Origin of the sequence: Pedobacter sp., from assembly GCF_041645105.1 — a bacterium.
Taxonomy (GTDB): domain Bacteria; phylum Bacteroidota; class Bacteroidia; order Sphingobacteriales; family Sphingobacteriaceae; genus Pedobacter.
Genome location: NZ_JBAZQQ010000001.1, coordinates 987465 through 1000093 on the forward strand (window position 1 = coordinate 987465; position 12629 = coordinate 1000093).

A 12629-nucleotide genomic window follows, 5' to 3' on the forward strand; every position below is an offset into this window, starting at 1 on the left:
TTAATGAAAGTCGCTTTCCATGGTGCAGCACGTGCCGTTACAGGCAGCAAACACCTGATTACACTAACTAATGGTACCCAAATCTTGTTAGACTGCGGTCTTTTCCAGGGTATGGGCGATATTACTGATCAATTAAATGAATCCTTTGGATTTGACCCTAAAAAGGTCACTTATCTCATTTTATCACATGCGCATATTGACCATTGTGGCCTATTGCCACGTTTAGTCGCAGAAGGTTTCAATGGTTCAATTTTTTGCACCCCCCCAACCAGAGATCTTGCAGAAATCCTTCTGCTTGATTCAGCAAAAATACAAATGCAGGATGCGGAATATGCCAACAGAAAAATGAAGACAGAGGAAGATCAGGAGATGCCTCTTTATAATGATAAAGATGTACAACAAACTCTTCAACAGTTTAAAACCATACCATACGAACAGGATTTTAAAATAGACGAACATATATCAGTCCGTTTTACCGATGCTGGACATATTGTTGGTAGCGCTGCAATCCACCTACATTTAGAAGAAAATGGTAAGCAAACCCGGATTACTTTTAGTGGTGATGTTGGAAGATATGTTGACTTACTATTAAAAAGCCCTCAAAGATTTCCGCAAGCAGACTACATTATCATGGAATCTACCTATGGAGACTCTCTACATATCGATCTCGAACCAATTGAAACGATGCTTGGCAAAATTATTACTCATACTTGCCTGGAAAAAAGAGGGAAGGTAATTATCCCTGCATTCAGCGTTGGTCGAACGCAAGAATTGTTATACGCTTTAAATGCATTGGAATTAAAAGGGATATTACCCAACATACCATACTATGTAGACAGTCCACTATCCCTTGAAGCAACAGAGGTATTGAAAAAACATCCCGATGTATATAATAATGGTGTAAAAGAAGTGCTGAAAGTAGATCGTGACATCTTTGGATTTAAAGGGCTACGCTTTATTGAAAGCGTTGACGAATCCAAAGCCCTAAATAATGATCCACAACCTTGCGTGATCATTTCTTCATCAGGAATGGCCGAGGGCGGCAGGGTAAGACACCACATCAGGAATAACATCAGTGATCGCAAAAACACCATTCTCATGGTAGGTTATGCCAGTCCAGGCTCCTTAGCAGGTCGTTTAATTGCCGGACAAAAGCGGGTATGGCTTTTCGGACAAGATTATGATGTACTTGCCGAAGTTCAATCTATTAAGTCGATGAGTGCACATGGTGACTATGAAGATCTTTTACAATTTCTTTCTGTTCAGAACCCAGAAAAAGTAAAGCGAGTGTTTTTAGTCCATGGCGAATATGATGTCCAGCAAAAATTTGCCCAGCGCATTGTAAATGCAGGATTTAAAAACGTATCTATCCCAGAGTATCATCAGGAATTTGAGCTTTAAAACAATCTCTTTTCTATCTTTGCCGCATGGACGTTTTTGGAGAAGCCTTAAAAGATCAGTTTTTAAAACCACCGGCAGAAACCCTATGGGTACACAATTCTTATGATGAACCAGAAGAAATGCCTGTCGACATTTATTTCAGAGACGAGCATGAAATGCCGGAGCTGGAACTGAAAGCCCTTGAACTTTGCAAAGGAAAAGTACTGGATGTTGGCGCTGGAGTAGGCAGTCATGCATTAATTCTTCAGAAAAGAGGTTTTGACATTACAGGAATGGATATTTCAGCTTCTGCGGTAACCATTATGCAACAAAGGGGCTTGAAAAAAGCAATAGAAGGGAATATCCTTAACTATAAGGTAGCAAATGGCGAGAAAAAATTTGACACCTTACTTTTTATGATGAATGGCATTGGCCTTACTGGCTCTATCCCTGGCTTAAAAGCCTTCTTAAAGCAAGCAAAAAATTTAATTAATAAAGATGGGCAGCTTGTTTTTGATAGTTCAGACTTATCTTATTTATACCTCGAAATCCCATTTCCTGAAAGTGGTTATTTTGGTGAAATAAACTTCAGATACGAATACAAAAGTATAAAAGGCAATTGGTTTAAATGGATCTATGTAGACCAGAAAACCCTTATTGATATTGCGAAAGCCACAGGATGGGCTGCAGAAATTATTTTTGAAGATGATTCTGACCAATATTTAGCAAAACTAACGCGTGTTGATTAACACACGTTAGTCTTTAGCAAAATAATTTTATACAAGTGCAAGCTTATGCTCTTTCTTCCCAGATTGCAGCAATATTAACAATTGTTTCAACGGCTTTCTCCATATCCTGGACAGAAGCCCATTCTTGTTTCCCATGAAAAGCATGTTCTCCGGCAAAGATATTTGGGCAAGGCAAGCCCATAAACGATAAACGAGAACCATCGGTACCTCCTCTGATACTTTGCTGTTTAGGGGTAATTCCTGCACGCTTAATAGCCTCAATACCGTATTCAATAATCTGCGGATACTGATCTAATACCTGTTTCATATTACGATATTGCTCAGTAATTTTTAACTCATAAGTAGAACTTGGGAAATCCTCTATAATATTTTGTACGGTAGCATCCAGCAATTCTCCATTTGCCGCTAATTCATCATCATTAAATGCACGCAAAATAAAACGAGCTTCCGCCTCTTCTACATTACCACTAATACCAACTGGATGAATAAAGCCTTCTTTCAATTCCGTAGATTCAGGAGAAAGACAATCGGCCGGCAACGAACTTATTACATCAGACAAGATTTTAATCGCACTTTCCATCTTCCCTTTAGCAAAACCAGGATGTGCACTTACCCCCTTAATTGTCAGCACAGCTCCATCGGCAGAGAAAGTCTCATCCTCAATTGAGCCTAAAGTTTCGCCATCAACAGTATAAGCAAAATCAGCTCCTAGCTTCTCAAGATTAACCTTGTCGACACCACGACCAATCTCTTCATCAGGGGTAAATAAGATCTTAATAACTCCATGCTTAAATTCAGGATTCTGCATTAAAAATGCTGCAGCCTCCATAATCTCAGCTAATCCTGCTTTGTTATCCGCACCTAGTAAAGTAGTACCGCCTGCAGTGATGATATCATTACCTATTTGATCTTTAAGGTCAGCATGTTCTTTCATTTTCAGCACTACCAAATTATCATCTGGCAATACCAGATCTTGTCCCTGGTAATTTTCATGAATAATTGGTTTCACATTTTTACCGCTGCAATCTGGTGAAGTATCCATGTGCGAGCAAAAACAGATTACCGGAACTTTTTTATCAGTATTTGAAGGAATCGTTGCATATACATAACCATACTCATCAAGATGCGCATCAGTTATACCTAGGTCTAATAATTCCGCTACCAGAACTCTACCCAGGTCCTTTTGTTTCTCAGTTGACGGCACAGTTGGTGACGTCGGGTCGGACTGCGTATCTATCTGAACGTATTTTATGAACCTGTTTTGAAGGGATTTGTTTTTATTTATATATTTTAGCATACTCTTATAAAAGCACAAAGTTATATAAAGATTATAGTTTTGACCACATACTTAAACAAGATCTATCTGAAACTAGGTTTAACTTCGTTACTGGCCTTATTACTTTGTGTTAATACACGGGCACAGTCAAACTTTCACAAAATGACCATTGGTGCAGGAGTTGGAATTACACAATCTTTTGCAGATGTGGTAAAGAACGATTTTGGCACTGCAGGCTATGGAACATTTGATTATTATTTCAGCCCTTTCATAAGTTTAGGCTTTGAAGGACAAATGGGAGAGATTAATGGTGGTGATGCCTTTAAAGATCCTTATAAACGCCAATTTACCAATCGTTACAAAGCCTTTAACTTTAATGGAAAAGTATCTCTTGGCGCCTTAATAGATTACGAACGAACGGGGTTTGCAAATGCAATAAAAGGACTTTATATAGGTGCAGGAGCGGGAGTTATCATGAATAGCATGAAATTTATTCAGCGAATAAATAAAAGTGATGGCTCTACATTTCCTGGATTGGATAAATCAAAAGACTTATACATTCCTTTAAACCTGGGAATCAATTTCAACTTCATGAACAGGAGTGGATATTATAAATACGGCATCAATGTTAACTACCAAAGCAATATCACTCTTGGGGAAGGTTTAGACGGTTATGATGACTCCTCTATTACATTTAAAAACGGCAACCCCGATATTTATACTTATTTTTCCCTCGGCTTTAGATACCACTTCGGATCGATAGGTCTTTCTTCAAAAACTTTATATTAAAACTGAAAACATTTCAATGGAATACCTTAATACGCCTGTCACATCAATTATCTTATTGGTTACTGTTTTAACAAGTATTTATGCCTTTAATGACCATAATTTATATGGAAAATTTATGCTGCATCCTTATAGTGTATCTAGGAGATATAAAATGTATACATTAATTACCAGCGGCTTTATCCATGCCGACTGGATGCACCTGATCTTTAACATGATTACGCTTTTCTCTTTCGGGCCTACTTTAGAGCGTACGATAGGATCATTAAACTTCGGAATTATTTACTTTATAAGCCTTATAGCCAGCGATATCCCCTCTGTGCTTAAACACAAAAACGATATTCGTTATAACAGTTTAGGAGCTTCAGGGGCAATTAGCGCGGTATTGTTTAGCTGTATTTTGTTTTTCCCATTCTCAACCATGATGATATTTCCACTCCCAATTCCGATTTGGGCAATTGTATTTGGTCCTTTATACCTACTATATTGTGTCTACGCTGCAAAACAAGCCGGAGATAATATTAATCACGATGCCCACTTCTTTGGTGCATTATCGGGCTTAATTATAACGGTCATATTGGTTCCAGGAGCGATTCCAACTTTCTTAATGCAACTAATGGCCAAAATTGGCTAATTAGTTTCTGGTAAAGCTGATGGCTCAAAGTAACTAATAGGCTTTGTAGGATCTTTAATGATCTCAAACAAGTTATGCCCCCATGGTTTCCAGAAATCCTGTAATACCTGTGCATAGGTCTTATGTTGCCAATGATCAAACAATGGCTTATTCAATGTACCCTTTAGTGGCATTGCATCAATATATATCGCCCCCTCAACAGGCATAATTGCATATTCAGGTAAGCGATTAAACAGGTATGCAGAGTAAAAGAAGCGTGCGCAAAGTTCTTCAAACTGAGGAGCAGACAAAGGTTTAGTTCCGATTTGCTCTAATAACTCCTGATGATATTTCTTATTCGTGCCATTGTCCTGCAAACAAGCAATAATGGCAAAGTCTTTTAGCTTTAAAGAAAATGTAAGGGTATTGATTTCGTCTCTGAAACTGAATGCTGTGTCCTTATCTTCCAAAGGAACAACAACGATAGACCAGGGTATGAAGTTTTCAAATACCACTTCTCTATATATACTCTGAATCATGGTATTTAGATTGCCAAATTTATGCATCAATCCCTGCGACATATTCACCCCATCAGCACTTAGTTGCTGCAGCCTTACTGCAGCGTTCATCTCAATGTAGATCAGACTATATATAAATTTTCCAATCCATTTAAATAGATCAGCTTCATCTAAATGAGAAACCCCCTTATACCCTTCAGCAAAAGCAGCAGAAATTTTAGATTCCAAAGGTTGTATAAACTGGGTTAAAACCTCAGAATTGCAAGGAACTTTTAAAGTGTTATACGATCTTACACTTTCATCAAGCAGCTTGATTTGTTCTTCCCCACTAAACTTTGCTACCTCTAGTAGCCATGCTGGTAATATATTGATTTCTTCCAGAGGCGACTTAAAGGTATCTCCACTTAAAAAGCAGTTTTTATATTTAAAATCGAAGTTTTTAAAAGGTTGGTATATGGTGCTGTTCATAACTGGCCACAATATTAGGCATATTATTTTTACATTCGCTTTTGTACACTTTTTTTAACTTTTATATTACCAAAAGACTTTTGCCATGAAGATCGCTTGCAATGCTTACAATCTGGAACTGAAACACCCTTTCTCAATCGCTAAGTTTTCGCGGACAAGCACCCCAATCATGCTAATCAGACTATCTTATGAACATAATGGCGTCGTTGTTGAAGGCTATGGTGAAGCCTCTATGGTACCTTACATGGGCGAAAGTGTTGAAACTTCAAAAGCTTTTTTGAAAAAGATAGATTGGAAATACTTCAATTCTCCATTTAATTTTGAGGAGATAAAGTCTTACTTAGATAGCCTTGAAAAAGGCCATCCGGCAATTAAAGCGGCAATTGACATTGCATTAAATGACATCAACGGAAAAATACTGAATAAACCCTGTTATGAAATTTACGGTGCTGACCCTTTAAAAATGCCTCTGACATCTTACACCATAGGTATTGACAGCACAGAGATCATCAAAGAAAAGATTGCTGATGCAAAGGGATTTAAGGTCTTAAAAGTGAAACTGGGTAGGGATAATGACAAGGAAATCATTAATACAATAAGAGGGGTAAGCGATTTACCTTTATATGTAGATGCCAACCAGGGATGGACAAATAAGAAAGATGCAATAGAACTCATTTACTGGCTACATGACCATGGGGTACAATTGATTGAACAACCAATGGATAAGGCCGATTTGGAGGGTAATGCATGGCTTACAGGTCGCAGCCCAATTCCTATATTAGCTGATGAAGCTGTGCAACGTTTATCAGATTTGGAGGGATTAAAAGGAGCCTACCATGGCATCAATATCAAATTAATGAAAAGTGGCGGCATGTATGAAGCCTACCAAATGATTCTTAAAGCAAGATCTTTAGGTATGAAAGTATTGATAGGATGTATGAGTGAAACTTCTTGCGCAACACAAGCAGGCATGGCCTTAGCCCCTTTATGCGACTGGGCTGACCTGGATGGCCCCTGGCTAACTAAAAACAATCCTTTTACCACACCTATTATGGAAGATGGAAAACACCAGCTAAATGACCTGGCAGGTTTAGGATTGGAAGGGATAAACCCTTCCTTATTTAATTCCTGTTTTTAAGTGTACTGCGCATTTCCTTTACCAGTTTTATCTTTAGGTAAACAAAAAATGCACCAGTAGCTACAAATAGAGCTATTGGTAAATATTGGGCATTGTTATATCCCCAAGTTATTCCAAAAATGGAAAGAATGATACCCAGGTTATAAAAAACGTTTAATGCAATCTTCTTTCCCATAATTAGTATACAGGCATGTTAGGATCAAAAGCTTCCTGCCATGCAAGGATTCCGCCTTTTAAATTATATAAATTGGTTAAACCTAATTGTTGCTCAAGTTGCATTACAGCTGCAGCACTTCTCTTACCACTTCTGCAATGAATAATTACAGGCTTATCTTGGGCGATTTGGTCGGCCTCAATTAAAATACCACCTAAAGGGATATTCAAGCCATCAAGATTTGAAGTGTCATACTCAAAAGTTTCCCTTACATCAATCAGTTGAAAATCTTCTTTATTGTCGATTTTTTCTTTCAGCTCCTGAACGGTTATTTCTTTTATCATGTTATTTCGATTTTTTCAAAGATAATTAAATCACGTGTCATACGGTGTTTTACTTCTAGAAAAATACAAAGTCGTGGCAATATACAATTAAGAGCGAACGATTTTCTGTAACAACTAAGTGGGCTGCGCGTTTAATAGTTAGTCTTTATTTAACTTTGATTTTCTTCCATTATGAACGCGATATCACGTTTCTTCTGGTTTTGTTCTGGTGCACATATTTCAACACTTGAAAAACACCCTACAGAACACAATAAGTATATAGGCATTGGTGCCACCATATTTTTTACCGGCCTGTTCGCAGCACTATCTGGCGGCTATGCCATGTATTTTGTCTTTAAAGGAGATGCCGGAGCTGTGTTGTTTGCACTATTGTTTGGAATTATATGGGGACTAGCCATTTTTAACATGGATAGATATATTGTTTCCAGCATCAATAAAAGCGGAAGTACAGGTAAACAGCTCCTGCAAGCTACACCTCGTATTTTATTAGCAATCATGATTGGGATTGTAATTTCCCGCCCATTGGAACTTAAAATATTTGATAAAGAGATTAAAGAACGACTTAAGGTTAGCTATCTTAATAACCAGCGATCAAACATCGATACACTAAACGCAGCTTTTGAGAATAAATACGCCATAGAAATAGGCAAACTAAATGACGCCAAAGCACAAAGGGATTCAATGGACAGCGGTATAAAAGCTGACCGACAAAAGCTTAACTTTGAAATATTTGGCAATAAAACAACCGAAACATCGGGCATAATGGGCTATGGCCCATATGCAAAGAGGAAAGAAGCAGAATTAAAACAACGTGAAAGCGATTTGGACACTTTAACTTCTTATGTCCGTAACCTTGAAAAATTTGTTGATGGACGTAAAGAATTTGATGGGCTGATGACAGAAAAGTTATATACGGGAAAACAACTGGACAGCTTAACCAACATAGCAGGTTTTGCCGATCGAAATTGGGCACTAGGACAGCTCAAATTTAACAGAGACGGTAGCCGAGATACGAGCACAGCCCTGGCAGTAACATTTATCGGGCTCCTATTTATATTCTTTGAATGTTTGCCTGTATTTGTTAAATTGATGAGCAGTAGAGGCCCTTATGATCATTCTGTACAGAACATTGAAATAGCACAGACCTATGAATCAGATAAGGATAAAGATTTTGAAATCGCCGTGATAGATGGCGTACATGATACCCGCATAAGTACTGAAATTGAAAAACGAAAAAACAAATTATACGAATAATGAAGAAAACCCTTTACACATTAGTTGCCTTACTTTTTACCCAGCTAACCTTTGCTCAAGACATCAATAAAATCATCACCATAAAGTATGTAGATCGATTGATTAAAACATTGAGCAGTGATGAAATGGAAGGAAGAGGGCTATACAGTCCTGGAATAGAGAAAGCTGCGTCCTTTATAGAATCAGAATTTAAAGCTATTGGATTAAAACCCATGGAAGGCGAAACTGGATTTAGACAATCATTCGAAATTGAAGGAAAGCCGGCATTTAACGTAGCTGGTATTATCCCCGGCAAATCGAAAGCTGCTGAACTGGTAATATTTTCTGGTCATTATGACCACCTTGGAATTGTGAAAGGTGATGCGCAAGACAGTATCGCCAATGGTGCTGACGATGACGCCTCAGGTATCACTGCAATGATTGCTCTAGCTAAATATTACAAGAAATTAAATAACAATGAGCGTACACTCATCTTTGTGGCCTTTACAGCTGAAGAGATTGGTGGTTTTGGATCAAAGCATTTTTCTAAGAAACTTAATCCAGATCATGTAGTAGCTATGTTTAACATAGAAATGATCGGAAAAGAAAGCAAGTTTGGAAAGAATACAGCCTTTATTACAGGCTTTGATAAATCTGATTTTGGTAAAATATTACAAAAGAATCTGGTTGGAACAGAATTCACCTTTCACCCAGATCCCTACATCCGCCAAAACTTATTTTATAGAAGTGATAACGCTACACTCGCAGCGTTAGGTGTTCCTGCTCATACCATTAGCACTGATCAAATTGATACGGACGCATTCTATCATACCGTAAAAGACGAATATAGCACATTAGATACTCAGAATATTCTGGCTACAATTAAGGCTATTGCTAAGAGTGCAATTACGATTATAAAAGGGACAGATACACCAAGTAGAATTCCAAGACTTATAGAAAGCCACGACTAAAGGGGCTTGTGCATCACATAATCATTCATGAGGAAGCCGTTACCTATATCGAGGTCTACGGTTTCCTTTACTGTAAAGCCAGCCCCCTGATAAAATGCTACCGCTTTATTTTCTCGGTTAACATTCAGCTCCAACGACACACCTCCAGCTCTTTTCGCAAGATTTACGACCTCGTTAATTAGTAGTTTCCCAACTCCCATGCCATGAGTTTCAGGCAACACATATAGTTTATGCAACTTAAAAATATGATTTGCTGAATCTATAATGGAAAAAACAGCAAAGCCAAGATCTCTATCATCTTCTTCTGCCATCAGAAAAGTATAACCTTGTTGAAGTTGCGACAGCAATTCTCCCTTATTATACATTTTCTTTAGCATGTAGTCGATCTGTTCATTGGTAATCAAATTACTATAAGCATGAGGCCATGTCCTATAAGCAATATCCTGTATGCTCTCTATATCCTCTTCCTTTCCCTTTCTCAACAAGATCATAACACTTCACTGATAAACAAATATGATGTGGTAAAAATAAACTCAACAAAACCGTCATCAATAACCACAAAATCGCCATCCTCCTCCTGCATCAGGTTACTGGTCTCGAAATAAGACATTACCTCAATTTTAAAGATACTTCCCTTAGGTTTCCAAACTTTGAATCCGGATTTTATGGCATAAGCCTTTTCTGTTTCAGTAAAAACAACAATATTGATTTCATCAATATAACTACCCAACTCTCTTAAATTACTTTTAGTATCAATTACATTGACAGCCTGATATTTTTCAGTAATAAGAAAATCAAGCACGGCATCCAATGGCTCAACTTTAACGTCGATGATTTTGGTATTTTCCTGAACGCTTTTTAAGCCAGAAGAATTGACAACAGCATCAACTTTTAAACCCATGCTGATTACCTTTTCGTATTCGGTATCATTAACTATTAAAGTAGGGCTCCACTCTAATAGCTGGCCCAAGTACTCTTCGTTAAACGCAGCTAATTCGTGAATATAAAGTGCTGGTTCTTGCTTCTCTCTGATGATATGGTGTGACGACATGATATTATTTTATCGCAAAATAATCATTCTACTTAATATCCTCCCATATCATCATGAAAATATTCGGCACAGATAATCCGAGAGGAAAGAGGTCTTAAAGAACTACAGTACTGATCAGTTAGATATTTTTAAAATGATCATTCATTACTTTAGAATAATCCAGTAGGGCAATTTCAGGCGCTTCCAATTCCGGATGCCACATCTTCTCCCATTCAAAACTATAATACCCCTTATATCCACTTTTGGCTAAAATATTAATCGCTTCAAATACAGGAGTCTCTCCTTTTCCCAAAAAGGTATATTTAATCTTTCCATCTACAATTTTCATATCCTTAATATGTGTATGATCAATATAATCTTTTAATACTTCGTACACTTTTACAGGCGATTCTTTAGTTTTCGCCCACATATTGACAATATCCCATATCATCCCTACATTAGGATGCTTTGCAGCTTTCATGATTACACTAAGGTCATCACTATGAACAACTGCACCATGCGATTCCAATAGCACTTTTACTTTACTCCCCTTTGCATAATCTCCTAACTCTAATAACCCTTTCGAAATAAGATCAATAACTTGTTTCTTATCAACTTCTTTAGGAAAGTCATTAGGAAATACGCGAACATAGGGACAATTCAACTGCTGTGCTAAATCAATAAAACGCTTAGCTTCACTCAAATTCTTATTCCTTTTAGTAAGATCACCATAATGCAATGCAGCCGATGAGCCTAGTCCAACAAATTTCAATCCTTTATCTTCAACCACTTTACGAGAAGCAAGTATCTTCTTGGGACTACTAAACTCCGGACAATTTGGTAAATTCAATTCTCGTTTTATTCCCCTAACTTCTATTCCATTATAATTACTTTCCGCAGCAAAGTTTACAATACGTTGAAAATCCCAATCAGGGCAGCCAAGAGTTGAAAAAGATAATAACGGGGTATTTGTTTTTGGAAAATTAAACGCTGTCCCAACAAATGCGACACCTAATAATCCTGTGGTTTGTTTCAAAAAATTCCTTCTGGTAGAATGACTCATAATTTTAATTTATGGTACAGAAATACAATATTCTAATGTACAATAAATTCATGGTCCCGGAGGAACTTCAGAAAACTTTGAGCCCTATGAAATAGTTTATTCTGATTATTTCTTAGCTTAATCCGTATTTTTCAATTATCGATTGACTTTTTTCGGGATAGTAAGTAAGTCCGAATTTTTTGTCCAATTCAGCTACGCGTTTTGCAATACCTGGATCTTCGAAAGATATTTTACGTTCAATTACCTCCGGTATAATCTTATGATATAACTCTTCTAAATAATCTTCAAAATTTTGATTAAAATACATGTCAATTAGTCGTAAATTTTCTTTCCCCGAATTCCATACTACATGAACAATCCCTCTGGGTCTTAAATGCCAGCTTCCAGCAGGAACTGTGACCACCTTATCGCCCATTAAGACCGAAGCAGTTCCTTCAAAAACATACATCAGTTCATCCAGCCGGTCATGTTTATGAGGAGAACCTGCAATTTTCTTAGGCGCTAAAATGGCCTCTACGCAAGAAAATTGTGTATTAGTCTGTGCGCTACGAATCAATGTCCTCATATTACTACCAAGAGGCCCAACTTCAAGCGATGCTTTTGGAGGAATTAAAAAAGGTATTGGAGCAACTGTTGTCCCTGCATCAACTTCTGATTTCTTACCTGGAGTACCACATGAAGCTAAAGGAAGGCTACACAGTGCCGCAGCAAATAAGCCCATTTGCTGCATCGCTTCACGTCGGGATGTTTTCTTAATCTTCATAATTTACCTTTTAAACTTGTTATTTTCAAGCAGCATAATTGGTATTTTAATATCCTTCCAACCAGGAACCATTACCATGTGGTTGAAAAACAAGCTGCAATGATTTCATTTTCTTCCCTTTCCACTATACTATAAGTCTTTAC

15 protein-coding genes are annotated in these 12629 nt (G+C 37.5%); 7 read left to right on the plus strand and 8 right to left on the minus strand.

What is annotated here, in order from left to right; translation table 11 throughout:
• Positions 1 to 3: 3 nt before the first annotated feature.
• Both WC623_RS04105 and WC623_RS04110 read left to right on the plus strand, forming a co-directional pair.
• Positions 4 to 1401 (plus strand): MBL fold metallo-hydrolase RNA specificity domain-containing protein, encoded by a 1398-nt coding sequence (locus WC623_RS04105; RefSeq protein ID WP_372848241.1) that lies wholly within the window; start codon positions 4 to 6, stop codon positions 1399 to 1401.
• A gap of 26 nt (positions 1402 to 1427) precedes the next feature.
• Positions 1428 to 2129, plus strand: a complete 702-nt coding sequence (locus tag WC623_RS04110; protein WP_372848242.1) for a class I SAM-dependent methyltransferase — start codon at positions 1428 to 1430, stop codon at positions 2127 to 2129.
• 43 nt (positions 2130 to 2172) lie between these two features.
• Here the strand turns inward: WC623_RS04110 and pepT are convergent, their stop codons facing one another.
• Positions 2173 to 3426, minus strand: a complete 1254-nt coding sequence (pepT, locus tag WC623_RS04115) for a peptidase T (RefSeq protein ID WP_372848243.1) — start codon at positions 3424 to 3426, stop codon at positions 2173 to 2175.
• Positions 3427 to 3465: 39 nt separating this feature from the next.
• Between pepT and WC623_RS04120 the strand changes: the two genes are divergently transcribed.
• The gene (locus WC623_RS04120) at positions 3466 to 4194 is read left to right on the plus strand and encodes an outer membrane beta-barrel protein (protein ID WP_372848244.1); all 729 of its coding nucleotides are present in this window, start codon (positions 3466 to 3468) and stop codon (positions 4192 to 4194) included.
• 16 nt (positions 4195 to 4210) lie between these two features.
• On the plus strand, positions 4211 to 4825 hold the full coding sequence (locus WC623_RS04125) for a rhomboid family intramembrane serine protease (RefSeq protein ID WP_372848245.1): 615 nt from the start codon (positions 4211 to 4213) through the stop codon (positions 4823 to 4825).
• Here the strand turns inward: WC623_RS04125 and WC623_RS04130 are convergent.
• A complete protein-coding gene (locus WC623_RS04130; protein ID WP_372848246.1) occupies positions 4822 to 5790 on the minus strand; it encodes a hypothetical protein in 969 nt (322 codons plus the stop codon). The genes WC623_RS04125 and WC623_RS04130 overlap by 4 nt on opposite strands.
• Before the next feature lie 85 nt (positions 5791 to 5875).
• Between WC623_RS04130 and WC623_RS04135 the strand changes: the two genes are divergently transcribed.
• Complete coding sequence (locus WC623_RS04135; protein WP_372848247.1) at positions 5876 to 6928, plus strand: dipeptide epimerase; 1053 nt, start codon at positions 5876 to 5878, stop codon at positions 6926 to 6928.
• Here WC623_RS04135 and WC623_RS04140 read toward each other — a convergent pair.
• Positions 6912 to 7103: a DUF6358 family protein gene (locus WC623_RS04140; protein WP_372848249.1), complete on the minus strand. Its 192-nt coding sequence runs from the start codon at positions 7101 to 7103 to the stop codon at positions 6912 to 6914. The two genes, WC623_RS04135 and WC623_RS04140, sit on opposite strands and share 17 nt — an antisense overlap.
• 2 nt (positions 7104 to 7105) lie before the next feature.
• Positions 7106 to 7423 carry a rhodanese-like domain-containing protein gene (locus WC623_RS04145; RefSeq protein WP_349784722.1) on the minus strand — a complete coding sequence of 106 codons (318 nt, stop codon included), beginning with the start codon at positions 7421 to 7423 and terminating at the stop codon, positions 7106 to 7108.
• A 174-nt stretch (positions 7424 to 7597) separates the two neighbouring features.
• On the opposite strand from WC623_RS04145, the gene WC623_RS04150 reads away from it, so the two are divergent.
• Positions 7598 to 8680 carry a DUF4407 domain-containing protein gene (locus WC623_RS04150; RefSeq protein ID WP_372848251.1) on the plus strand — a complete coding sequence of 361 codons (1083 nt, stop codon included), beginning with the start codon at positions 7598 to 7600 and terminating at the stop codon, positions 8678 to 8680.
• Positions 8680 to 9630, plus strand: coding sequence for a M20/M25/M40 family metallo-hydrolase (locus tag WC623_RS04155; protein WP_372848253.1), 951 nt, complete (start codon positions 8680 to 8682; stop codon positions 9628 to 9630). The genes WC623_RS04150 and WC623_RS04155 overlap by 1 nt, the downstream gene beginning before the upstream one ends.
• On the opposite strand, the gene WC623_RS04160 is transcribed toward WC623_RS04155, so the two are convergent.
• The 4 genes from WC623_RS04160 to WC623_RS04175 all read right to left on the minus strand — a co-directional run bounded on the left by WC623_RS04160 (position 9627) and on the right by WC623_RS04175 (position 12486).
• Entirely contained in the window at positions 9627 to 10121 is a 495-nt protein-coding gene (locus tag WC623_RS04160; RefSeq protein ID WP_372848255.1) for an N-acetyltransferase family protein, read from the minus strand. The genes WC623_RS04155 and WC623_RS04160 overlap by 4 nt on opposite strands.
• A complete protein-coding gene (locus WC623_RS04165) occupies positions 10118 to 10681 on the minus strand; it encodes a thiamine pyrophosphokinase (protein WP_372848257.1) in 564 nt (187 codons plus the stop codon). Before WC623_RS04165 ends, WC623_RS04160 begins: the two co-directional genes overlap by 4 nt.
• A gap of 118 nt (positions 10682 to 10799) precedes the next feature.
• Complete coding sequence (locus WC623_RS04170; protein ID WP_372848259.1) at positions 10800 to 11723, minus strand: sugar phosphate isomerase/epimerase family protein; 924 nt, start codon at positions 11721 to 11723, stop codon at positions 10800 to 10802.
• Between the two features lie 112 nt (positions 11724 to 11835).
• On the minus strand, positions 11836 to 12486 hold the full coding sequence (locus tag WC623_RS04175; protein WP_372848261.1) for a cupin domain-containing protein: 651 nt from the start codon (positions 12484 to 12486) through the stop codon (positions 11836 to 11838).
• Positions 12487 to 12629 lie beyond the last annotated feature (143 nt).